The sequence below is a fragment of the Streptomyces sp. NPDC104371 genome, assembly GCF_055583785.1.
Window position 1 is genome coordinate 1,243,551 of record NZ_JBVJNF010000001.1, and the last position, 21,001, is coordinate 1,264,551.

Annotated in this window: 23 protein-coding genes; 10 read left to right on the forward strand and 13 right to left on the reverse strand. The window is 72.1% G+C overall.

Annotated features, from left to right (window positions below):
• Positions 1-122: 122 nt before the first annotated feature.
• Entirely contained in the window at positions 123-1,526 is a 1,404-nt protein-coding gene (locus ACZ60T_RS05610) for a glutamine synthetase family protein (RefSeq protein WP_469664642.1), read from the forward strand.
• Between the two features lie 159 nt (positions 1,527-1,685).
• Here ACZ60T_RS05610 and ACZ60T_RS05615 read toward each other — a convergent pair whose 3' ends face one another.
• Positions 1,686-2,138: a DUF4442 domain-containing protein gene (locus ACZ60T_RS05615; RefSeq protein ID WP_469664644.1), complete on the reverse strand. Its 453-nt coding sequence runs from the start codon at positions 2,136-2,138 to the stop codon at positions 1,686-1,688.
• A gap of 105 nt (positions 2,139-2,243) precedes the next feature.
• Between ACZ60T_RS05615 and ACZ60T_RS05620 the strand changes: the two genes are divergently transcribed.
• Positions 2,244-3,248, forward strand: coding sequence for a DUF8017 domain-containing protein (locus tag ACZ60T_RS05620; protein WP_365629845.1), 1,005 nt, complete (start codon positions 2,244-2,246; stop codon positions 3,246-3,248).
• Positions 3,249-3,300: 52 nt separating this feature from the next.
• Here the strand turns inward: ACZ60T_RS05620 and ACZ60T_RS05625 are convergent, their stop codons facing one another.
• Both ACZ60T_RS05625 and tuf read right to left on the reverse strand, forming a co-directional pair.
• On the reverse strand, positions 3,301-4,146 hold the full coding sequence (locus ACZ60T_RS05625; RefSeq protein ID WP_365629848.1) for a spermidine synthase: 846 nt from the start codon (positions 4,144-4,146) through the stop codon (positions 3,301-3,303).
• A gap of 77 nt (positions 4,147-4,223) precedes the next feature.
• Positions 4,224-5,393 carry an elongation factor Tu gene (gene tuf / locus ACZ60T_RS05630; protein WP_365629851.1) on the reverse strand — a complete coding sequence of 390 codons (1,170 nt, stop codon included), beginning with the start codon at positions 5,391-5,393 and terminating at the stop codon, positions 4,224-4,226.
• Between the two features lie 345 nt (positions 5,394-5,738).
• On the opposite strand from tuf, the gene ACZ60T_RS05635 reads away from it, so the two are divergent.
• The 4 genes from ACZ60T_RS05635 (at position 5,739) to lnt (ending at position 8,886) form a co-directional block, all read left to right on the forward strand.
• The gene (locus ACZ60T_RS05635; protein ID WP_365629854.1) at positions 5,739-6,518 is read left to right on the forward strand and encodes a TVP38/TMEM64 family protein; all 780 of its coding nucleotides are present in this window, start codon (positions 5,739-5,741) and stop codon (positions 6,516-6,518) included.
• Between the two features lie 73 nt (positions 6,519-6,591).
• On the forward strand, positions 6,592-6,822 hold the full coding sequence (locus tag ACZ60T_RS05640; RefSeq protein ID WP_365629857.1) for a hypothetical protein: 231 nt from the start codon (positions 6,592-6,594) through the stop codon (positions 6,820-6,822).
• A 188-nt stretch (positions 6,823-7,010) separates the two neighbouring features.
• Positions 7,011-7,190: a hypothetical protein gene (locus tag ACZ60T_RS05645; RefSeq protein ID WP_252423939.1), complete on the forward strand. Its 180-nt coding sequence runs from the start codon at positions 7,011-7,013 to the stop codon at positions 7,188-7,190.
• Positions 7,191-7,317: 127 nt separating this feature from the next.
• Complete coding sequence (gene lnt / locus ACZ60T_RS05650) at positions 7,318-8,886, forward strand: apolipoprotein N-acyltransferase (RefSeq protein ID WP_469664648.1); 1,569 nt, start codon at positions 7,318-7,320, stop codon at positions 8,884-8,886.
• Here lnt and ACZ60T_RS05655 read toward each other — a convergent pair.
• On the reverse strand, positions 8,804-9,715 hold the full coding sequence (locus tag ACZ60T_RS05655) for a Gfo/Idh/MocA family protein (RefSeq protein WP_469664650.1): 912 nt from the start codon (positions 9,713-9,715) through the stop codon (positions 8,804-8,806). The two genes, lnt and ACZ60T_RS05655, sit on opposite strands and share 83 nt — an antisense overlap.
• Before the next feature lie 9 nt (positions 9,716-9,724).
• Positions 9,725-10,909 carry an FAD-dependent monooxygenase gene (locus ACZ60T_RS05660; RefSeq protein WP_469664652.1) on the reverse strand — a complete coding sequence of 395 codons (1,185 nt, stop codon included), beginning with the start codon at positions 10,907-10,909 and terminating at the stop codon, positions 9,725-9,727.
• A 104-nt stretch (positions 10,910-11,013) separates the two neighbouring features.
• On the opposite strand from ACZ60T_RS05660, the gene ACZ60T_RS05665 reads away from it, so the two are divergent.
• From ACZ60T_RS05665 to ACZ60T_RS05675, 3 genes are all read left to right on the forward strand, one after another.
• The gene (locus tag ACZ60T_RS05665) at positions 11,014-11,625 is read left to right on the forward strand and encodes a TetR/AcrR family transcriptional regulator (RefSeq protein ID WP_469664654.1); all 612 of its coding nucleotides are present in this window, start codon (positions 11,014-11,016) and stop codon (positions 11,623-11,625) included.
• Positions 11,626-11,647: 22 nt separating this feature from the next.
• Complete coding sequence (locus ACZ60T_RS05670; RefSeq protein ID WP_469664656.1) at positions 11,648-12,160, forward strand: DinB family protein; 513 nt, start codon at positions 11,648-11,650, stop codon at positions 12,158-12,160.
• A gap of 107 nt (positions 12,161-12,267) precedes the next feature.
• A complete protein-coding gene (locus ACZ60T_RS05675; protein WP_469664658.1) occupies positions 12,268-12,726 on the forward strand; it encodes a hypothetical protein in 459 nt (152 codons plus the stop codon).
• A 25-nt stretch (positions 12,727-12,751) separates the two neighbouring features.
• Here ACZ60T_RS05675 and ACZ60T_RS05680 read toward each other — a convergent pair whose 3' ends face one another.
• The 7 genes from ACZ60T_RS05680 to ACZ60T_RS05710 form a co-directional block, all read right to left on the reverse strand.
• On the reverse strand, positions 12,752-13,309 hold the full coding sequence (locus ACZ60T_RS05680) for a hypothetical protein (RefSeq protein ID WP_365629878.1): 558 nt from the start codon (positions 13,307-13,309) through the stop codon (positions 12,752-12,754).
• Positions 13,310-13,474: 165 nt separating this feature from the next.
• On the reverse strand, positions 13,475-14,158 hold the full coding sequence (locus ACZ60T_RS05685; RefSeq protein WP_365629881.1) for a uracil-DNA glycosylase: 684 nt from the start codon (positions 14,156-14,158) through the stop codon (positions 13,475-13,477).
• A 91-nt stretch (positions 14,159-14,249) separates the two neighbouring features.
• Positions 14,250-15,830 carry an ABC transporter substrate-binding protein gene (locus ACZ60T_RS05690; RefSeq protein ID WP_365629884.1) on the reverse strand — a complete coding sequence of 527 codons (1,581 nt, stop codon included), beginning with the start codon at positions 15,828-15,830 and terminating at the stop codon, positions 14,250-14,252.
• Positions 15,831-16,039: 209 nt separating this feature from the next.
• Positions 16,040-16,798 carry an SDR family oxidoreductase gene (locus ACZ60T_RS05695; RefSeq protein WP_469664661.1) on the reverse strand — a complete coding sequence of 253 codons (759 nt, stop codon included), beginning with the start codon at positions 16,796-16,798 and terminating at the stop codon, positions 16,040-16,042.
• 48 nt (positions 16,799-16,846) lie between these two features.
• Positions 16,847-17,608, reverse strand: a complete 762-nt coding sequence (gene fabG, locus ACZ60T_RS05700; protein ID WP_469664663.1) for a 3-oxoacyl-ACP reductase FabG — start codon at positions 17,606-17,608, stop codon at positions 16,847-16,849.
• Between the two features lie 160 nt (positions 17,609-17,768).
• Positions 17,769-18,152, reverse strand: a complete 384-nt coding sequence (locus tag ACZ60T_RS05705; RefSeq protein WP_469664664.1) for a DUF3037 domain-containing protein — start codon at positions 18,150-18,152, stop codon at positions 17,769-17,771.
• The gene (locus tag ACZ60T_RS05710) at positions 18,149-18,940 is read right to left on the reverse strand and encodes a HipA family kinase (RefSeq protein ID WP_469664665.1); all 792 of its coding nucleotides are present in this window, start codon (positions 18,938-18,940) and stop codon (positions 18,149-18,151) included. Before ACZ60T_RS05710 ends, ACZ60T_RS05705 begins: the two co-directional genes overlap by 4 nt.
• Before the next feature lie 170 nt (positions 18,941-19,110).
• On the opposite strand from ACZ60T_RS05710, the gene ACZ60T_RS05715 reads away from it, so the two are divergent.
• A complete protein-coding gene (locus ACZ60T_RS05715; protein ID WP_469664667.1) occupies positions 19,111-19,605 on the forward strand; it encodes a Rieske (2Fe-2S) protein in 495 nt (164 codons plus the stop codon).
• 35 nt (positions 19,606-19,640) lie between these two features.
• Here the strand turns inward: ACZ60T_RS05715 and ACZ60T_RS05720 are convergent, their stop codons facing one another.
• Complete coding sequence (locus ACZ60T_RS05720) at positions 19,641-20,972, reverse strand: aminotransferase class I/II-fold pyridoxal phosphate-dependent enzyme (RefSeq protein WP_469664668.1); 1,332 nt, start codon at positions 20,970-20,972, stop codon at positions 19,641-19,643.
• Positions 20,973-21,001: the final 29 nt, after the last annotated feature.

Sequence of the window (21,001 nt, forward strand, 5' to 3'; positions counted from 1 at the left end):
CCCCGCGCGCCGCCGCTGTGACGCAACTCATGGGCCGCGTCGCTCGTTCACCCGGAGAGACGGCCCGGACACGGCGCTGCCGCCTGTCCGTTCGGGCCGAGCCCCACCGCCGAGGAGGACGCATGACCGCGCTTGCAGACCCCCGACCCGGCGGGCGCCCGGGTGATGTCGAGCGGGCCACCGCGCTCGGCGAGGAACTCTCGGCGCGGGGCGTGCACGGCATCGTCCTGGCGTGGGTCGACACCGCGGGCATCACGCGCGTCAAGACGGTCCCGACGGCCCGGCTCGCCTCGACCGCCGCCTGGGGCGTGGGGATGTCACCGGTGTTCGACACATTCCTGGCGAACGACGCGATCGTCGCCACCGACGTGCTCGGCTCGCCGGACGGTGATCTGCGTCTCTACCCGGACCTCGGCCGCCTCGTGGTGCTGGCGGGACAGCCCGGCTGGGCGTGGGCCCCGGTGGACCGGATCACGCAGGAGGGCGAGCGCCACCCGGCGTGCAGCCGTACGTTCCTGCGCCATGTCGTCGCGGACGCCGCCCGGGACCATGGCATCACGTTCAAGGCGGCCATCGAGGTCGAGTGGATGCTCGGGCGGGACTCCGCGCCGGAGGGCGAGTTCGCGCCCGCGACCACGGCTCCGGCCTACGGCGCCGGTCGCCAGGCCGAACTGAGCGACTACATGGGCGAGTTGCTGACAACGCTCGCGGCCCAAGGAGTGGACGTCGACCAGCTCCATCCCGAGTACGCGGCGGGGCAGTTCGAGATCTCGGTGAGCGCGCTCGACCCCGTCGCCGCCGCGGACCGGAGCGTTCTGGTGCGGCAGACCATCCGGGCGGTGTCCCAGCGCCATGGGCTGCGGGCCGTGTTCAGCCCGGCGGTCACCGGGGAGGGCGTCGGCAACGGCGGGCATGTCCATCTCTCCGCCTGGCGCGACGGGGCCAATCTCCATGCGGGGGGCCGGTATCGGTACGGCATGACGGCCGAGGCCGAGTCGTTCGCGGCCGGGATCCTGGCTCATCTGCCCGCGCTCACGGCGGTGACCGCGCCGAGCCCGGCGAGCTATCTGCGGCTCAAGCCCTCGCAGTGGGCCGGGGTGTTCACCGCGTGGGGTCATGAGACCCGGGAGGCCTCGGTACGGGTCATCACCGGCACGGCGGGGCTGTCCGCGCGGGCGGCGAATCTGGAGGTGAAGCCGGTCGACCTGGCCGCCAACCCGTATCTCGCGCTCGGTTGCCTCATCGCCGCCGGGCTCGACGGTGTGGAGTCGTCCCTGCCGCTGCCCGAGGAGATCACCGGCGATCCGGCGCGGTTCACGGCCGAGGAGGCGGTGGCGCGGGGCGCGTACCGCCTGCCGGCGTCGCTGGAGGAAGCCGTCGGGAAGTTCAGCAAGGACGAGCGGCTCCGCGCCGCGTTGGGACCGGTCCTGGCGGACGCGGTGGCCGCCGTACGCCTCGGCGAGATCGCCGCCGTGGCCGGACTGGACGACGAGTCGGTGGCGGCGGCGTATCGCTGGAAGTACTGAACGCGGCCAGGCAGGAGACTTCCTGACGTCCGGCGCCCCGTGCACGCCTGCCGGGTGTACGAGTTGACGTGCTGAGCGGTCGGGGACGGCAGGCGCGCCACGGTCGCACGGCCCCGAACTCGCGGGCAGTGCGGCCGTGTCGGCGCCTGTGCCGCTGTCTCAGCCGTTGGGCCGCAGGGTCCACACCACCGTCATCTCGCCGGTGACGGCACCGTCCGCGCGCCGCAGGGCGATGGCCACCGGGAACTCCGGCCGCTCGCCCGCGTCGAGGTCCGCGATGACCTCGGAGACCGGGCGGCCCAGGGTGGCGGTGGCCGTGACGGCCCCCATCGCCAGCTTCTTGTAGTCGATCTCGGCCCGCACGGCGAGCGGCACCGCGCGCGAGAGCTGGTCACCGAAGGCGGTCAGGACGATGGCACCGCTGGCGGACTCGGCCAGGGTGAACATGGCGCCCGCGTGCGGGCCGCCGAGATGGTTGTGGTAGTCCGGCTGGTCCGGCAGCCGCAGCACCGCGCGCTCCGCGGTGACCTCGACGAACTCCAGGTTCAGGGTGCGCACCATCGGGACCGCGGTGGCCAGCTTCTCGCCCATCGAGGCGTTCTCAACTGTCATACCGAAGATGTTACCGACGAGTAGTGCCGGTGGCCGCCGTCCGGTACCGGCCTGACGAAGATCGGTGACCGAAACGTGTCCCAGGCGGCACTAGGCTGGTCGACCATGTGGCCAGGACAGCAGCCGCCCGGGGGCGAGCAGAATCCGCAGAACGACAACCCCTATCAGCAGCCGGGGTATCAGCAGCCGAACCCCTATCAGCAGCCGGGATACCAGCAGCCGAACCCCTATCAGCAGCCCGGCCAGCAGCAGTGGAACGCGCCGACGGTCCCTGGCACGTCGGCGCAGCCGCCGAGCGGCGGGGGCGGCGGCAACCGGACGAAGCTTGTCGCGATCGTGGCCGCCACCGCTGTGGTGGTCGCCGCCGGTGTGACCGGATTCCTGGTACTCGGCAAGGACAAGGACGGCGACGGCAAGGACGTCAAGGCCACGTCCAGCGCCTCGCACAGCGCGAAGCCCTCGCCGACCTCGACCGTGAACCCGCGCGACCCCGACACCGACAAGCCGGTCATCGACGGCTGGAAGACGGTCATCAACCCCCGGTGGGGCACGGCCTTCGATGTGCCGCCGGACTGGTCCGTCCAGTCGCCGGACACGCTGATCGGTTTCGAGAAGGACGGCGGCAAGGCCAGTGACCCGCCCCTCATCACCATGTCCGCGCCCGCCTACTACAAGGAAAAGTGGTGCACGGCCGACGAGGACAAGGACGGCAATCTGGAGAGCACCCGGCTGGCCACGGCGGGGACCAAGGGCTCCAGTGGCGCCAAGGACGCCGCTGACGCCGCCATACGGAACGTCCCCTGGTGGGTGTTCGGCGGCTACACACAGCCCGACAAGAAGAGCCTGACCTTCGACAAGACGGCGAAGTCGTACACGACCGTGTCCGGCGTCGAGGGCGCGTACGCCTGGGCACGCTCCAAGAACACGCCGCAGAAGGGGAAGTGCGCGAGCGACGGCAAGGCCATCACGTTCGGCTTCAAGAACTCCAAGGGTGACCTCGTCGCCTGGAACTTCTACGGGGCCACGGGCGTGACGGACGAAGTCCCGGACGACACGGTCATGAAGATACTCAGCACGGTGCGGCTCCACGGAGACCCCACCGGAGAGTGAGTCACCCGTCAAGGCCCCACGGCTCGTGGGGCCTTGACGCGTCCCGGCCCGGTCAGCCGATGGTGAAGGCCCCGCCCGGCGGTTCGGGCGACGGTACGGCGTTGCCGTCGTGCACCGGCTCGGCGCCGCGTATGAAGTCCCGGAGCGCGGCGCCGTGTTCGACGCGGGCGGGGAAGGCGTCCGCGGCGGCGCGGCGGGCCAGGACGGCGGTGTCCAGCGGCCGATGACCGGCGACGAGGACGGCGTTGCCGAAGCGGCGTCCGCGCAGCACCGCGGGCTCGGCGATCAGCGCCAGCTCCTCGAACACCACGGCGAACGTGGCGAGTTGGGAGCGGAGGAAGGTGAAGGGCGCGGCGTCCGCGAGGTTCGCCAGATAGACGCCGTCCGGGCGCAGCGCCCGCTCGGCGGCGCGTGCGTACGCCACCGTCGTCAGATGGGCGGGGACGCGCGAGCCGCCGAAGACGTCCGCGATCACGATGTCGGCGGAGGCGGGCGGCGCGGCTTCCAGCCAGGCGCGGGCGTCGGCCGGATGCAGGGTGATGTCGGCGCCCGCGGGCAGGGGCAGATGGGCCACGACGAGGTCGAGCAGGCCCCGGTCGGCCTCCACGACGTCCTGGCGCGAGCCCGGCCGGGTCGCGGCGAGATAGCGGGGCAGGGTGAGCGCGCCCCCGCCGAGGTGCAGGACGTCCAGCGCGCGGCCCGGTTCGGCCACCGTGTCCAGTACATGGCCGAGCCGCTGCGTGTACTCGAACTCCAGATGCGTCGGCGCGTCCAGATCGACGTACGACTGCGGCGCCCCGTCGACCGTCAGCAGCCAGGCCCGCTCGCGGTCCACGTCGGGCATCAGCTTGGCGGTCCCGTGGTCCACGGCGCGGGTCACTGGTATGGGCTCGGTCACCGGTCCATTGTGCCGGGCCGCCGGACCGCCGCGGACACGGGCGCCCACCCCACCGGGTGGGCACCCGCGCGCCAGGTTCAGTCCACGGCCGTCACCGTGCCCGCGCCGACCGTCCGGCCGCCCTCGCGGATCGCGAAGCCGAGGCCGGGCTCCAGCGGGACCTCACGGCCCAGCTCCACCGTGATCGTGACCGTGTCGCCGGGCCGGGCGACCGCCGTCTCCCCGAGGTCGATGTCGCCGACCACGTCCGCGGTGCGGATGTAGAACTGCGGGCGGTAGCCGGTGGACACCGGGGTCGTACGGCCGCCCTCGCGCGCCGACAGGACGTAGACCTCCGCCGAGAAGCGACGGCTGGGTACGAGGCTGCCGGGCGCGGCGACGATGTGGCCGCGGCGCACCGCGTCGCGGGGTACCCCGCGCAGCAGCAGCGCCACATTGTCCCCGGCCTGCGCCTCCTGCATGGGCTTGCCGAAGGTCTCCAGGCCCGTGACCACGCTCTCCACCTCGGCGCCGAGCACCTCGACGCGGTCGCCGACGCGGACCGTGCCGCGTTCCACGGCGCCCGTGACGACCGTGCCGCGGCCGGTGATGGTGAGGACGTTCTCCACCGGCAGCAGGAACGGCGCGTCGACGTACCGCTCGGGCAGGGGCACGTATGTGTCCACCGCGTCGAGCAGCGCGTCGATCGCCGCGGTCCAACGGGCGTCGCCCTCAAGGGCCTTGAGGCCGGAGACCCGGACGACCGGCGCGGACTCGCCCGGGTAGCCGTGCGTGGTGAGCAGGTCGCGGATCTCCAGCTCGACGAGGTCGGTGAGCTCCTCGTCGCCCGCGTCGGCCTTGTTCAGGGCGACGACGATGTGGTCGACGCCCACCTGCCGGGCGAGCAGCACGTGTTCGGCGGTCTGCGGCATGACCCCGTCGAGCGCGGAGACGACGAGGATCGCCCCGTCGAGCTGCGCGGCGCCCGTGACCATGTTCTTGACGTAGTCGGCGTGGCCGGGCATGTCCACATGCGCGTAGTGCCGGGTGTCGGTCTCGTACTCGACATGCGCGATGTTGATGGTGATGCCGCGCCGCGCCTCCTCCGGCGCCCGGTCGATCCGGTCGAAGGGAACGAAGGCGGAGGCGCCGCGCTCGGCGAGGACCTTGGTGATGGCGGCGGTCAGAGTGGTCTTGCCGTGATCGACGTGACCCATCGTGCCGATGTTCAGATGGGGCTTGGTGCGCACGTATGCCGTCTTGGACATGGCTGTACCTCGAAGCGTGTTCGGTGGTGCCGAATGTCGGCCCCGGCGCGGGAAGTCCGGCCGGGACGGGGACCCCGATGACGTACCGACCCTCCCCCTGCGGGGTCCGCCGGACGTTCCGGGGAGGGTCAGCTTCGGGCGCCGTCGACGGCTGCCACGAGGAGCGGGAAGGCAGCCTTCGGGGCATCCGCTGCGGCGGATGCTGCGAGAACGAAGGCGTACCGGAACATGGGTGAGATCCTCGCCGATGAACCCCCGCGCGTCGAACGGTTTTTGACCCCTCCCCCCGCCCACACCGCCCCCGCCCTGCGGCGATCACACACCCCGGTCGGTTACTGTCACCGAATGCTCGATGCCACCACCCGCTCTGGGGGCACCGCCGCGGCCTCTCCCCGGGCCGCCGCCACGGAGTTCGCCATCCCGTCGGCCACCGCCGTCGCCCCACCGCTCCGGCTCACCGACCGCTGCACCAGAGTGCTGCTCTCGCCCTGGTCCCGGCTGTCCCTGCTGGTGCTGCTGCTCGCCACGGCCGCCTCCTGCATGCTGCTGTTCGAGCCGCAGCGCCTGCTGACCCATGGCTGGCCGCCGCAGCTCGGAGGTGTCGCGGCGGCGCTGGTCTTCGCGACGGCGTACGGGGTGTGCACGGTCGCGTTCGTACCGCGTCCGCTGCTGAACCTCGCGGCGGGCGCGCTGTTCGGCTCGGAGCTGGGCACGGGCACGGCCCTCTCGGGCACGGTGCTCGGGGCCGGGATCGCCTTCGGACTCGGCCGTCTGCTCGGGCAGGACGCGCTGCGCCCACTGCTGCGCGGACGCTGGCTGAAGGCGGCGGACGGGCAGTTGAGCAGGCACGGGTTCCGCTCGATGATGGCGGCCCGGCTGTTCCCGGGGGTGCCGTTCTGGGCGGCCAACTACTGCGCGGCGGTCTCGCGTATGCGCTGGGTCGCGTTCCTGCTCGCGACGGCGCTCGGGTCGATCCCGAACACCGCCGCGTACGCCGTCGCGGGCGCCCGCGCCGCGCAGCCGACCTCGCCCGCCTTCCTGATCGCGATGGGCTTCATCGCGGTCCCGGCACTGGCCGGAGCGGCGGTGGCCTGGCGCAAGCGCCACCACTTCACGGGCCGCTAGGGGCCGGGGCCGGACCGTATTCACCCGAACGGCTCAACATGCGGGGCGCGTGCCCAGGGGCGAAGCTGGAGGCATGGCCGAGCACCATCTGATCGTGTCCGCGCCCACCGGAACCGGTGGCCGAACCATCCAGGCCGACGACGTCGACCTGGGCACGGCATACCGCCTGCACGATGTGGCGGTCCTGCTCCAACGCGCCGGATTCGGAGGCTGGGACGACCTGGACGTGATCGAATCGCCCCTGATCGAGTGGTACGGAGGCGGCCCTGAGGAATGGTTCGTCCAACGCCATAGCTGGCCGTGACGAGCCACACCGGGCGCCCGGTACACCCGTAGGCAGAAGGGGTTCGCATTCCGCCTCGCCATCGAACGTATGTTCGTCCACCCTCCTTACGCCAATGCCGCGACACCGAACCGATCGTGACCAAGCGCATACCGTGCGCGCAGGTGCCCGGTAGCGCGCTGTCAGTGCTTGCCCCTAGGCTTGCCCGCATGTCCCCCGATTCCTTGAGCCTTGGTTCCGCACGGTCCGCCGACGATCTGAACGAACGGATCCGTGCGCTCTGGCTGCGCGCGGGCGGCTCTCTGTCGGCCCAGCAGCGCGCGGAGTACGAGCTGTTGGTCGTGGAGTGGGCCGCGGCCAAGCGCGGCGAGATGATCAAGGCGGCCTGAGCACACCACGGGTGAGGCCCGGTGCCGGTCGGCCCGTATCGCCTTCCCCGAGGTGCCCTGTCGAAGATCCTCACCGGCGCGCACACTGGAAGGGCACGTACCCCGGGAGAGAGGCGCCGACTTGAGGATGCCCAGCGACTGGCTCGCCTCCCGCTGGTGGCGCGGCGCCGCCGCGATGGTCGCCGGTGCGCTGCCGATGCTCGCCTTCCCGGCGCCCTCCTGGTGGTGGTTCGCCTACGTCGCGCTGATCCCCTGGATCCTGCTCGCCCGCTCCGCGCCCACCGGCCGACGCGCCCTCTACGACGGCTGGTGCGGCGGCTTCGGCTTCCTGGTGGCGGTGCACCACTGGCTGCTGCCGAGTCTGCACGTGTTCCTGTTCGTCATCGCGGCGCTGCTCGGCCTGTTGTGGGCGCCCTGGGGCTGGCTGGTGCGGCGCTTCCTGGGCGGCAGACCCTCGCCGAAGCGGATCGGCGCCGCCCTGTTCGTCCTGCCCTCGGCCTGGCTGATGGTCGAACTGGTCCGCTCCTGGCAGGGGCTCGGCGGCCCCTGGGGGCTGCTCGGATCGAGCCAGTGGCAGGTGACGCCCGCGCTGCGGCTGGCCTCCGTCGGCGGGGTGTGGCTGCTGAGCTTCCTGATCGTCGCCGTGAACGTGGCGCTCACCGTGCTCGTGGCGGTGCGCGCCGCCCGTGTCCCCGCGGTGGCCGGGCTCGCCACGGCGGCCGTCGCGACCTCGGCGGCCTGGGTCTGGTCACCCCGCCCCGAGATCGACGGGCGGGCCCGGATCGCGGTCGTCCAGCCCGGCATCGTCGGCGGCCGCGACAGCGCCACCAAACGGTTCGCCCTTGAAGAGCGGCTCACCCGCGAACTGGCCGGACAGCACGTGAGCCTGATCGTCTGGGGCGAGAGCAGCGTCGGCTACGACCTCGCGCGCCGCCCCGACCTCGCGGCCCGGATCGCCGCCCTGTCCCGGCAGACGCACGCGGACATCCTTGTCAACGTCGACGCCCGCCGCTCCGACCTGCCCGGCATATACAAGAGTTCCGTGCTCATAGGCCCGCACGGCCCGACCGGCGACCGCTACGACAAGATGCGGCTCGTCCCGTTCGGCGAGTACATACCGCTGCGGTCGGTGCTCGGCTGGGCCACCTCGGTCGGCAAGGCGGCCGAGGTGAACCGCCGACGCGGCACCGAACAGGTGGTGATGAACGTCGGGAACGGGCTGCGTATCGGCCCGATGATCTGCTTCGAGTCCGCGTTCCCCGACATGAGCCGCCATCTCGCGAAGGACGGCGCCGATCTGCTCATCGCCCAGTCCTCGACCTCGACGTTCCAGCACAGTTGGGCGCCGGAGCAGCACGCCTCGCTGGCCGCGCTGCGCGCCGCGGAGACCGGCCGCCCCATGGTGCACGCGACGCTGACCGGCGTCTCCGCCGCCTACGGCCCGAGCGGCGAGCGCGTCGGCTCCTGGCTCGGCACCGGCCGGAGCACCGCCGTGGTGTACGACGTCCCGCTCAGTCACGGCGTCACCCCGTACGTCCGCTACGGCGACTGGCCGGTGCACGCCGCCCTGCTGATCCTCGTCGGGCTGTGCGCGACCGAGGGCGTGCGGGCGTTCAGAGGGCGAGGGGGCGCTCCTGCACCGCGGTCACCACGCGCTCGCACAGTTCATGGGTCGCCAGCGCGTCCCGAGCGCTGAGCACCTCTCCCGCCCGGACGGCGTCGAGGAAGGCCAGTACGGCCTGTTCGATGCCGCGCTGCCGGGCCACCGGCACCCAGTCCCCGCGCCGCCGCACGGTCGGCTGGCCCTTGTGGTCGATCGTGTCGGCCAGATTGACCACCTGCCGCTTGGAGTCCTGCCCGGACACCTCCAGGATCTCCTCCGCCGAACCGCTCAGCCGGTTCATCACGCCGAGCGCGGTGAATCCGTCACCGGCGAGCTGGAGCACCACATGGTGCAGCAGCCCGTCCTCTACCCGGGCCCGTACGGTCACGTCGTCCACGGGTCCCGGCGCCAGGAAGCGCAGGGTGTCGACGATGTGGATGAAGTCGTCGAGGATCATCGTGCGCGGTTCCTCGGGCAGTCCGACGCGGTGCTTCTGCATGAGGATCAGCTCGCGCGGATGCTCGGCGCACTGCACGTATCCGGGTGCGTAGCGCCGGTTGAAGCCCACCGCCAGGGCGACGCCCCGCTCCTCCGCGAGGCTCACCAGCCGTTCCGAGTCGGCGAGTTCGTAGGCGAGGGGCTTGTCGACGTACGTCGGGACGCCCGCCTCCAGGAGCCGGGTGACGATCTCGGGATGGGCGGTGGTGGGGGCGTGGACGAGCGCCGCGTCGAGGTCCTGGGCGAGCAGCGCGTCCAGGTCCGTGTGGCGCCGGTCGTGCGGGAGGCGCAGGCCGTCGGCGACGCGGTGGAGGGTGGCCGGGGTCCGGGTCTGGAGGTGCAGTTCGAGCCCCGGCCGTACGCCGAGCACCGGCAGGTAGGCCTTCTGTGCGATGTCGCCGAGCCCGATGCAGCCGACCTTCACGGACGTCTCCTAGCGGTTGCCGGTGGGTATCTCGGCGGAAGCATACGGGCCGTGCGGCGGCCGCCAGTCCGCGATGCCCGCGAAGCCGCGCAGGACCAGCGCGGGTCCGGCCAGGGAGAGCGCGGTCATGGCGGCGTCGCGTACGGCGATCCCGGCGCGGCTCTCCATCATGTTGAGCCGGGCGGTGCGGACGGCCTGGCGGGCGATGGCGGTCGTACGGGGCAGCCGGGCCGCCGAGTAGGCCGCGAGGTCCTCGTGGTGGTGGGCCAGGACGACGGCGTCCTCGATGGCCTGGTTGCCGCCCTGGCCGAGGGTCGGCGGCATGGCGTGCGCGGCGTCGCCGAGCAGGGCGACCCGGCCGTGGTGAAAGGCGGGCAGCGGCTCGGCGATGTGGTGGACGTCGTGGCGCAGCACGTCCTCGGGGCGGGCGGCGGCGAGGACGGCGGGGATCGGGTCGTGCCAGTCGCCGAAGCGGCGCAGGAGTTCGGCCTTCTCGTCGTCCGGGGCGTGCTGCCCGGCGGGGGTGACGGCCGCGGCGTAGGCGTAGACCCGGCCGCCCTTGAGCGGGTGCGTGCCCCAGATACGGCCCCGGCCCCAGGTCTCGTGGGAGGCGAACGTGGCACCGGGCACGGGGATCACCACGCGCCAGGTGGTGAATCCGGAGTAGACGGTCCCCGGGTTGTGCGGGAACAGCGCCTGGCGTACGCGGGAGCGGATGCCGTCGGCGGCCACCACGAGGTCGGCCTCCAACTCGCCGTCGGGGGTGGTGATTCGGGCCGGGCGCCCGGCGTCCCCCGCGTCGGCGAGGGTCGCGGCGGCGGCCGTACGGACGGCGTCGGCCGGGAGCAGCGCGGCGAGGCTGTCGATGAGTGTGGCCCGGTGCAGCAGGACGAGCGGGCCGCCGAAGCGCTCGGCCGCTGCGACGGCGTCGGTGCGGGAGAGCCAGCGTCCGCGCGGTGTCCGCAGCCCGCCGTCCCCCTGCCAGGCGGCGAGGTCGCGGATCCGGTCGCCGATGCCGAGGGTGTCCAGGGCGCGCAGGGCGTTCGGCGAGAGCGAGATGGCCGCGCCGATCGGCTCCAGGGAGCGGGCCCGCTCCAGCACGGTGACCCGCAGACCGCGCCGGTGCAGGGCCGCGGCGGCGGTGAGACCGCCGATGCCGCCGCCGATGACGACGGCGTGCGAAGGCTGTGCCATGACTCCTCCTGGGTACGTCGGCGATCACCCCGGTTCACTACACATGTAGTGGGGCGATGCCTCGACTGTACTACCGCTGTAGTGAACCGGGTACCGTGACCTCCATGTCCGTACGCACCACGGGCGCCTCCCGCGCCGATCTCGTCGCCGACACCGCCCTCGCCCTGCTCGCCGAGCGCGGGATGCGCGGGCTCACCCACCGGGCGGTGGACGAGGCGGCGGGGCTGCCCCAGGGCTCGACCTCGAACCTCGCGCGGACCCGCCTGGCGCTGCTGGAACTCGCGGTGCGCCGCCTCGCCGACCGGGAGGCACGCGTGCTCGCGCTGCACGAGCTGCCCTCCCCCGAGGGCAGCCTGGACGCCCTGGTGGACGGCCTGGCCCTCGCGACCCATCGCTCCCTGACCCGCAACCGCGAACTCACCGTCGCCCGCTACGAGTTGGCCCTGGAGGCCACCCGACGCCCCGAGCTGCGCACGTACTTCGACGCGGCCGGCGCCCGCTTCCGCGACCAACTCACCACGCTGGTAACGGCCATGGGCTCGACCGACCCGACCCGGCACGCACTGTCCCTGGTGGCCTGGGCGGACGGCCTGATGCTGTCCTGCGTGGCCGGGTCTTTCACGGCGAACACGCCAAGCCTGGACGCGGTACGCACGAGCCTGCGGGAACTGCTCGACGGAATGCTCGGCGACCGGGTAATGCCTGGCGCGGGGTGAGGGATTGAGCGACGATGCCGCCATGACCGTGGAACGCAGCGAACCCGCCCAGAACGCCGACGAACGCGCCATGCTGGAAGGCTGGCTCGACTACCACCGCCAGACGCTCGCGCTGAAGTGCGAGGGCCTGACCGACGCCCAGCTCAGAACCGCCTCGGTGGAGCCCTCCGAACTGTCCTTGATGGGACTCGTACGGCACATGGCGGAGGTGGAACGGGGCTGGTTCCGCAAGGTCCTCGTCGGCGACGATCCGGGGCCGATCTACTGCAGTGACGAGGACCCGGACGGGGAGTTCCACCTCACCGAGGCCGACACCTGGCAGGAGGCGTACGCCACGTGGCAAGCGGAGATCGCGGTCGCGCGGCGTCACGCCGCCGGTCTCGGCCTGGACCAACTCTCCAGCGGCAAGAGCCGGTTCGCCGACGAGCCCTTCTCCCTGCGCTGGATCTACACGCACATGATCGAGGAGTACGCACGCCACAACGGCCACGCGGACCTGATCCGCGAGCGGCTCGACGGGGCAACCGGGGATTGACATCACGCGCGCCGAGCCCGGACCTTCGTGCGAGCCGGTTCATCCGTAGGGGGCATCCTCCGCCTGCCTCCGCGCCAAAACGGGCGGGACACAGCAGAGTTGCGCGGGTGCATCGAACGACGACCGCAACGCTTCTGGTCACCGTGGCCATCTCGGCCCTCAGCGGCTGTGTGACCGTGCAGCGACCGACCGTGCCCGGCCCGCCCCCGGCCCGCTCGTCCCCGTTGGCACCGCATCCGGACGGCAGCGCGGAACCCCGGCCCGTCCAGGCCCCGGCGCGGGAGGCGCTGGACCTGGTCGAGCCCTCCCCCGCCCCGTCACCGCCGACCGGTGCGCGGCACACGACCGGACCGGCGTCCACCGCCACGCCGACGGCGCCGTCGCACGATCCGTCCGCCCCGCCGCACCGCAGGCCGGGCCCACGCGGACCGCACATCGACGTACCGCCCAGGGCCACCGCCCGGATCCCCCGGAACACGGACGTGTGCGCGCTCGGGCGGCAGTACGGCGGATGGCGGCCGGACAGCCCCGAGTCGGTCATCTGCCGTCGCACATACGGGCGTTGAGAACGGACGACGAGGCAGCGAGGACCTACGGCCGTCGTCTCGGCGGGCCGAGCGTCTCGCCGCCCGGACCGTCCAACGGGCCGGGCTCGGGCGCGCCGCCCGTCGGTGCCTCCCGCGCGAGCTGCTGTTCCAGCCGGGCGATCGCCGCCCTGACGCCGTCGCCGTAGCCGTCGTCGACGAGGGCGTCGGCCGCGCCGCGGGCCCGGCCGAGATGGGCGCGGGCGGCCCCCGAGCGGCCGAGCTTCACATAGTCGGCGGCGAGGTTCAGATGCAGGGAGGGGTAGAACGCGCGTACGACGAGCGCGCCGTCCTGCTCGGTGAGGAGTTCGTCGGTGAGTTCCTCCGCGGCCGACAACGCCCGTAGATCCCAGGCGAGTTCGTGGTCCGGCTCGTCCTGGGTGTCCGCCATGTAGTGCGCCAGCGTGCAGCGGTGCAGCGGGTCGCCGTCCTCGCCGATCTCCGCCCACAGTTCGAGGAAGCGGTTGCGGGCCTCCTCGCGGTCGCCGCCGTGGTGCAACATGACGACCTGCCCGATCCGGGTCAGCACGGCATCCGGCGCCGCCTGCTCCTGTCGCTCCGCCACCGCGTCCTCCCGCTCGTCGCCCGTTCCTCATGACGCTAAGGGCTGTCCCGGACAATCGCGCTCAGGCGCATCCGTCCGAGCACTGGGCCAAGGCGGTGACCGGCCGGGCGGCGGCCCGCGACGGGCCGGGCGGGGCGGGGCCGACGCGGGCCCCGCCCCCGGGTGTCAGCCCAGGTTCGGAATGGTCCAGTCGACGGGGTCATGTCCCTGCCGGGCCACCGCCTCGTTGATCTGCGTGAACGGCCGCGAGCCGAAGAACTTCTTCGCGGAGAGCGGCGAGGGGTGCGCGCCCTTGACGACGACATGCCGGGTCTCGTCGATCAGCGGCAGCTTCTTCTGGGCGTAGTTGCCCCAGAGCACGAACACCGCCGGGTCGGGCCGGTCCGCGACGGCGCGGATCACCGCGTCCGTGAACTTCTCCCAGCCCTTGCCCTTGTGGGAGTTCGCCTCGCCCGCGCGCACCGTCAGCACCGCGTTGAGCAGCAGGACGCCTTGCTCGGCCCACGGCATCAGATAGCCGTTGTCGGGGATCGGCGTGCCCAGCTCGGCCTGCATCTCCTTGTAGATGTTCCGCAGCGAGGGCGGGGTCTTCACCCCGGGCCGCACGGAGAAGCACAGGCCGTGCCCCTGGCCCTCGCCGTGGTACGGGTCCTGGCCGAGGACGAGCACCTTCACCTTGTCGTACGGCGTGGCGTCGAGCGCGGCGAAGACCTCCTCCCGCGGAGGGTAGACGGGACCCTTGGCGCGCTCCTCCTCGACGAACTCCATGAGTTCCTTGAAGTAGGGCTGCTCAAGCTGCTCGCCCAGTACGCCCCGCCAGGACTCCGGCAGCATGGCGATGTCGGTCACGTCAACTTCCTCCGTTGTGCGGTCGCTTGCAGTTCTCCGAACCTACAGGCGACCACTGACAACCGACTCCCGAGCCCCCCTCACACCCCGGCTACCAGCTCGTCTTGCGGGACAGCTCCCACATCTTCATGATCGTCGACGGGTCCAGGGCCTGCTCCCCGCCGGAGATCTCCTCGCTCGCCGCCACGTACTGCTTGCCCTGCCACAGCGGCAGCAGCCGCGCGTCGTCGACGAGGATCTGCTGGGCCTCCTGGAACTGCTCGACGACCTCGGCGCGGTCGTCCCGGCGCCGGGTCGCGGGCAGCAGCTCATCGGTGATCCGCTTGGCCGGGTAGGGCATGCCGAGCGCGTTCTGCTCGCCCACGAACGGCGCGATGAAGTTGTCGGGGTCCGGGAAGTCGGGGAACCAGCCCCGGCCGGCCACCGGGTACTCGCCCTTGTTGGCCCCCTCCTCGTACGTCTTCCACGGGCGGCTCTTGAGCGTGACCGTGAACAGGCCCGACCCGTCGAGCTGGCTCTTCAGCTCGCGGAACTCCGGCGCGGTCTCGGAGCCGTAGCGGTCGGTGGTGTACCAGAGGGTGAGCGGCACGGGGCTGGTGATGCCCGCGTCCTGGAGGATCTTGCGGGCCTTGGCGGTGCTGGGGTCGCCGTACCGGTCGAAGAAGCCCGCGGTGTGGCTGGTGAGCCCGGTGGGGACCATCGAGTACAGCGGTTCGACGGTGTCCTTGTACACCTTGTGCGCGATCGCCGGGCGGTCGACGACCTGCGCGACCGCGTGCCGCACGGCGGGCTTCGCGGCCCAGGGGTCCTTCGGGTTGAAGACCAGGTAGTTGATCGCGATGCCGGAGCCCTCGACGAGTTGCAGGCCCTCCTTGGCGGCGTCGCTCTGCAGGGCGACGATGTCGGAGGAGGCGAGCCCTCGGTAGGTGACGTCGATGCGCTTCTCACGCAGGGCGTCGACCATCTCGCCCGAGTCCTGGAAGTAGCGGATGGTGACCTTGTCGTTGCGGAGCTTCGCGACGCCCTTGTAGTGGTCGTTGCGCACGAGTGAGGCCTGGCCGCCCTCCTCGTACGACGCGAGGCGGTAGGGCCCGGAACCGAGGATCTTGCCGTCCTTGCGCAGGGAGCGGGCCGGGTACGCGTCGGGGGCGACGATCGACATCGCGGGGGTGGCGAGGACGAACGGGAACGTCGTGTCGGGCTTGTTGAGGTGGAAGGCGATCTCGCGCGTGCCGCTGGTGGTGACGCGGTCGAGGCTGCCCAGCAGGCCCGCGGGGCCGCCGCGGGTGTTGATCGCGCGGACGCGGTCGATGGAGTACTTCACGGCGCGCGCGTTCAGCGCCTGCCCGTCGGAGAACGTGAGGTCCTTGCGCAGCACACAGCGGTAGACGAGGTTCGTGCCGTCGGTGAAGGAGCAGTGGTCGGCGGCGTCGGGGGCGGGTGCCGTCGCGCCCGTCGGATAGCTGAGCAGGGTCTGGTAGATGTTGCGGAACAGCTCCCAGGAGCCGTCCCAGGAGGCGGCCGGATCCAGGGTGCTCGGCGCGCTGGTGGTGCCCACGACGATCGGGTCCTCCTTCTCGGAGGACGAGGAGAAGAGCGACCCGCAACCGGTCACCAGGGTGAGCGATGTGATCGCCGCCAGCCGACGCAGACAACGAATCCGGTGGAACACGCGCACGCTCCTCGCTCTGCCGTACCCAAGGTGGGCGGCAGACGCTACCGCAGCGCTCCGCCCGGGGAACCGGGTTCGCAGAGGTTCTTGATCGAGGCGTGATTGACCACGTTGTCATCGGCCGGTCTGTCTCGTACGGCCCGGCACGGGCGCCCTTCCGTCCAGGGGGCGCCCGTGCCGCGGACCGTTCGTCAGACCCCGGCGTTCCGTCAGACCCCGGCGTTCAGGAAGAGACCGCCGTCGACGACGAGCGTCTGGCCGGTGATCCAGTCGGACTGGTCCGACGTGAGGAACGCGGCGGCGCCGCCGATGTCGGAGGGCACACCGAGCCGGCCCAGCGGGTAGGAGGAGGTGACCTCCTCCTCCCGGCCCTCGTACAGCGCCTTGGCGAACCGGGTCTTCACCACGGCCGGCGCGATCGCGTTGACCCGGACGCGGGGCGCGAACTCGTGCGCCAACTGCTGGGTCAGGTTGATCATCGCGGCCTTGCTGACACCGTAGGCGGCGACGAAGGGCGACGCCGTCGTGCCCGCGATCGAGGCGATGTTGACGATCGCGCCGCCGTTGTCCTTCTGCCAGGCGTGCCAGGTCCGCTGGGCGAAGCCGAGCGCCGAGATCACGTTGGTCTCGAAGACCTTGCGGACGACGCCCAGGTCGAGGTCGGCGATCGGGCCGAACACCGGGTTCGTACCGGCGTTGTTGACCAGGTGGTCCACCCGGCCGAAGGCCTCCATGGCGCGCTCCACGGCGGCGGCCTGGTGGGCTTCGTCGTGGGCCTTGCCCGCGACGCCGATGACCCGGTCCGCGCCGAGCCGCTCGACGGCCTCCTTGAGGGCCTCCTCGTTGCGGCCGGTGATGCAGACGCGGTCGCCGCGGGCGACGAGGGCCTCGGCGATCCCGTAGCCGATGCCGCGGCTGGCGCCCGTGACGAGGGCGACCTTGCCGGAGGGTTCAGGCAGTGCAGTCATGTGTCCGTGTTCCTCTGGTTCTTCTGGCCTCGGTCGGTTCCGCCGGCCTCAGTCGAGCGGTCCACCGGCGACGTACAGCACCTGGCCGGAGACGAATCCGGCGGCGTCACCGGTGAAGAAGGCGATCGCGTTGGCGATGTCGGCGGGCTCGCCGACGCGCTGTACGGGGATCTGGGTGGCGGCGGCGGCCTTGAAGTCCTCGAAGCCCATGCCGACCCGGTCGGCGGTGGCCTTGGTCATCTCGGTGGCGATGAAGCCGGGGGCGACGGCGTTGGCGGTGACGCCGAACTTGCCGAGTTCCTTGGCCAGGGTCTTGGTGAAGCCCTGCAGACCGGCCTTGGCGGCGGAGTAGTTCACCTGGCCGCGGTTGCCGAGCGCGGAGGACGAGGAGAGGTTGACGATCCGGCCGAAGCCCGCGTCCACCATGTGCTTCTGCACCGCGCGCGCCATCAGGAAGGCGCCGCGCAGATGCACGTTCATGACCGTGTCCCAGTCGGAGACGCTCATCTTGAACAGCAGGTTGTCGCGGAGCACGCCCGCGTTGTTGACGAGGATCGTCGGCGCGCCCAGCTCTTCGGCGATCCGCGCCACGGCCGCCTCGACCTGCGCCTCGTCGGAGACGTCGCAGCCGACGGCGATGGCCTTGCCCCCGGCGTCGGTGATCTGCTTGACGGTGTCCTTGCACGCGGTCTCGTCGAGGTCGATGACCGCGACGGCCCGGCCCTCGGCGGCCAGTCGTACGGCGGTGGCGGCGCCGATGCCGCGCGCTGCGCCGGTGACGACGGCCACGCGCTGCTCAGTGGTGGACATAGCTGGTTCTCCTCGCCCTTGGAAAGCCTGGAACACCTTCGGGGATCTGCGGTCCCGCGCGAGACGCCCACGGGTGAGCGACCGCTTAGTACCTTCAGTAGACGTGACGCTAGAAGCCCTGGCACCCGGTGTCAACGGCCCACCGGGTGCGTGTGATCCATTACCTCACCAGGAGCTCGAGCAACCGCTCCGCCTCGGCGGCCGGGTCGGCGGTCAGCCCGGTGTGCACGGGTCCTGGCGTCACGACCGTCGAGCGGGGCGCGATCAGCCAGCGGAAGCGCCGCCCGGCGTCGTCGCCCGCGGCCTGCCCGGCCGCCGCGCCGCCCGCGCACACGCCCTCGACGGCACGGAGCGCGGCGCGCACGCCGGTGACGTCCGCGTCCGGGTCGAGCGCGCGCAGCCGCGTCTCGTCCAGGTGCGTCCGGGCGGCGACGAACGACCGGGCGCGGCAGTAGACCAGTACGCCCGCGTTGATGCACTCGCCGCGCTCGACGCGGGGCACGACGCGCAGCAGCGCGTACTCGAAGACGTCCCGCTCGCTCACTTCTTCTCCCCCTCGACGGCCTCGACGCCCTTGGCCTCGACGCCCTTGACGCGTTCGTGGATGACGGCGGCGCGGGCGAGCAACGGCCGTGCGTAGGCCTGCCGCAGCGCGTCCGGTGTGTCGAAGCCGGGCTCGCCGGTCAGCCACTCGTCCGGGATCCGACCGGTCACCTCGGCCAGCAGCTCCTCGGTGACCAGCGGCGCCAACTCGGCGGCGGCGCCCGCGACATCCGGCGCGAAGGGGGCGAGGGCGTGGTCGCGGGCGTCGTAGGGGCGGGCGGCGGAGGCCTCGACGCCGGGCCAGTTGTGCTGCCAGATCATGGTGGCGCCGTGGTCGATGAGCCACAGATCTCCGTGCCACATCAGCAGGTTGGGGTTGCGCCAGGAGCGGTCGACGTTGCCCACGAGCGCGTCGAACCAGACGATCCGCCCGGCCTCCTCGGAGCCGATCTCGAACGCGAGCGGGTCGAAGCCGATCGCCCCGCTGAGGAACTCCATCCCGAGGTTCAGCCCGCCGCTCGCCTTGAGCAGCTCCTGCACCTCCTGATCCGGCTCGCCGAGACCCAGCACCGGATCGAGCCCGATCGTCACGAGTCCGGGTACGCGCAAGCCGAGCCGCCGGGCGAGTTCGCCGCAGACGACCTCGGCGACCAGCGTCTTGCGCCCTTGCCCCGCCCCCCTGAACTTCATGACATAGGCCCCGAGATCGTCCCCCTCGACGAGCCCCGGCAGCGAACCCCCCTCGCGCAGCGGCGCGACGAACCGGGTCGCCGTGACGTGTGTAAGCATTCCGCCAGGCTATGCGAGAGCCCGAACACCCACTGCGGCCAGGCCACTGGAGCGTTCGGGTCCCTTCGGAGCCGGGTCGTGCGCGCCTCGCGGGTGGCCGTTCCGCAGCGGGTCAAGATGTCGGGGCCGTTCGAACAGCCAGCGCACCATCCGTGGAAGGGAACGTCCGCATGACCAGCGAACCGCTCCAGCCCGGCTCCGAACCGTCCCGTCGCACGGTCGTGACGGCGGTGGGTGTGACCGGACTCGCCGCCGCGCTGACCGCGTGCGGGGAATCGGACAGCACCCCGTCCACCAAGGCGACCAAGGCGTCCCACGCGCCGGACAAGAGCACGGCCGAGGCCGGGGAGCATGACGGCGGGGCGGCCGGCTCCGGGGGCACGGACCTCGCGAAGACCTCCGAGATCCCCGAGGGCGGTGGCAAGATCTTCGCCGACCAGGGGGTGGTGGTGACGCAGCCGAGCAAGGGGAACTTCAAGGCGTTCTCGTCCAAGTGCACCCACCAGGGCTGCGCCGTGACGAACGTCGAGGGCGGCGTGATCACCTGCCCGTGTCACGACAGCCAGTTCTCCGTGGCCGACGGCAGCGTGCAGGCGGGGCCCGCGCCCCAGCCGCTGCCCACCGCGGACATCGCGGTCGACGGGGACACGATCAAGCTCGTCTGATCCGGTCTGATCCGGTCTGATCCGAACGAAAGCCCCTAGGCGTACCTCCTGACCGGGGTCGGGCCGAGGGCAGCAGCGACCGCGTCGGCGAGCGGTTCCGTCTCGTCCGCCGTCAGCGACGAGACGGTGATACGGATGCCGGGCGGCGCGCCCAGCCGGAAGCGGGCGCCGGGCGCGACCGCCCAGCCCGCGTGCAGCAGCCCCGCGACCACCGAGGTCTCGTCGGGTACGGGAACCCACACGTTCAGCCCGCTGCGGCCCTGGGCCGCGACCCCGCGCCGGGCGAGCGCGTCGATCAGCGCGGCACGGCGCGTGTCGTACGCCGCCGCCACCGCGCCGACGTCCACCACGCCCTCGGTCCACAGCCGCACCACGGCCCGTTGCAGGATCCGGCTCACCCAGCCGGGCCCCAGCCGCTGCCGCCCCCGGACCCGGTCGACGGTGACGGTGTCGCCGGTCAGCACCGCGAGCCGCAGATCGGGCCCGTACCCCTTGGCGACCGAGCGGACGAAGGCCCAGTGCCGGGTGGCCCCGGCGAGGGTGTGGAGGGGCACGGCGACGATCCCGTGACCGTGGTCGTCCTCGATCAGCAGGGTGGCCGGGTGTGCGCGGAGCACGGACCGCAGGGCGCGGGCGCGCGCGGCGCCGACCGCGGCGCCGGTCGGGTTCTGCGCCCGGCCCGTGACGATCAGGGCGCGCGCCCCGGCCGCCAGTGCGTCCCGTACGTCGTCGGGAAGCGGTCCTTCGTCGTCCACGCGGACGGGGACCATCCGCAGCCCGAGCGCGGGGACGAGGTCGAGGGTGCTGCCCCAGCCGGGGTCCTCGACGGCGACCGTGTCCCCCGGCTTGAGATGGGCCGTGAGGACGCGTTCGATGGCGTCCAGGGAGCCGGAGACCACGGCCGACGGCCCCTCGGGCACCCCGTCGGCGTCCAGGGCGGCCCGCGCGAGGCGCGCCAACTCCGGTTCCACGGCGGCATCTCCGTACAGGACCGGCTCGGTGTCGCCCTGGGCCGCGGCCGCCGTGAACACCGCGGCCAGCGGTGGCAGCAGCGCGGGGTCGGGGTTGCCGCTGGAGACGTCGCGCACGCCCTCGGGCACGTCCACGCGCCGGTCGTCCCGCCCCGTCGTGGCGGGCGCGGAGCGCACCCGGCTGCCCCGGCGCCCGGCGGTCTCGATGACCCCGCGTTCACGCAGGATGCGGTACGCGGCGGCGACCGTATTGGGATTCACCTCCAGTTCCGTCGCCAACTGCCGCATGGGCGGAAGGAGTTGGCCGGGCTCCAGCTTCCCGTCGCCCACCGCGCTCTCGACGCTCGCCGCGATATCCACTGCGCGCTGTCCACTGATCGGATATTCTCCTAACACAAACCCAATTATGCACTAGTGCAATGGAG

Excerpts from the sequence above, each read along its gene's own strand:
- ACZ60T_RS05610 (WP_469664642.1), top strand. The coding sequence starts at position 123 with ATGACCGCGCTTGCAGACCCCCGACCCGGCGGGCGCCCGGGTGATGTC.
- ACZ60T_RS05615 (WP_469664644.1), bottom strand. The coding sequence starts at position 2,138 with ATGACAGTTGAGAACGCCTCGATGGGCGAGAAGCTGGCCACCGCGGTC.
- ACZ60T_RS05620 (WP_365629845.1), top strand. The coding sequence starts at position 2,244 with ATGTGGCCAGGACAGCAGCCGCCCGGGGGCGAGCAGAATCCGCAGAAC.
- tuf (WP_365629851.1), bottom strand. The coding sequence starts at position 5,393 with ATGTCCAAGACGGCATACGTGCGCACCAAGCCCCATCTGAACATCGGC.
- ACZ60T_RS05635 (WP_365629854.1), top strand. The coding sequence starts at position 5,739 with ATGCTCGATGCCACCACCCGCTCTGGGGGCACCGCCGCGGCCTCTCCC.
- ACZ60T_RS05640 (WP_365629857.1), top strand. The coding sequence starts at position 6,592 with ATGGCCGAGCACCATCTGATCGTGTCCGCGCCCACCGGAACCGGTGGC.
- ACZ60T_RS05645 (WP_252423939.1), top strand. The coding sequence starts at position 7,011 with ATGTCCCCCGATTCCTTGAGCCTTGGTTCCGCACGGTCCGCCGACGAT.
- lnt (WP_469664648.1), top strand. The coding sequence starts at position 7,318 with ATGCCCAGCGACTGGCTCGCCTCCCGCTGGTGGCGCGGCGCCGCCGCG.
- ACZ60T_RS05660 (WP_469664652.1), bottom strand. The coding sequence starts at position 10,909 with ATGGCACAGCCTTCGCACGCCGTCGTCATCGGCGGCGGCATCGGCGGT.
- ACZ60T_RS05665 (WP_469664654.1), top strand. The coding sequence starts at position 11,014 with ATGTCCGTACGCACCACGGGCGCCTCCCGCGCCGATCTCGTCGCCGAC.
- ACZ60T_RS05670 (WP_469664656.1), top strand. The coding sequence starts at position 11,648 with ATGACCGTGGAACGCAGCGAACCCGCCCAGAACGCCGACGAACGCGCC.
- ACZ60T_RS05695 (WP_469664661.1), bottom strand. The coding sequence starts at position 16,798 with ATGACTGCACTGCCTGAACCCTCCGGCAAGGTCGCCCTCGTCACGGGC.
- fabG (WP_469664663.1), bottom strand. The coding sequence starts at position 17,608 with ATGTCCACCACTGAGCAGCGCGTGGCCGTCGTCACCGGCGCAGCGCGC.
- ACZ60T_RS05710 (WP_469664665.1), bottom strand. The coding sequence starts at position 18,940 with ATGCTTACACACGTCACGGCGACCCGGTTCGTCGCGCCGCTGCGCGAG.
- ACZ60T_RS05715 (WP_469664667.1), top strand. The coding sequence starts at position 19,111 with ATGACCAGCGAACCGCTCCAGCCCGGCTCCGAACCGTCCCGTCGCACG.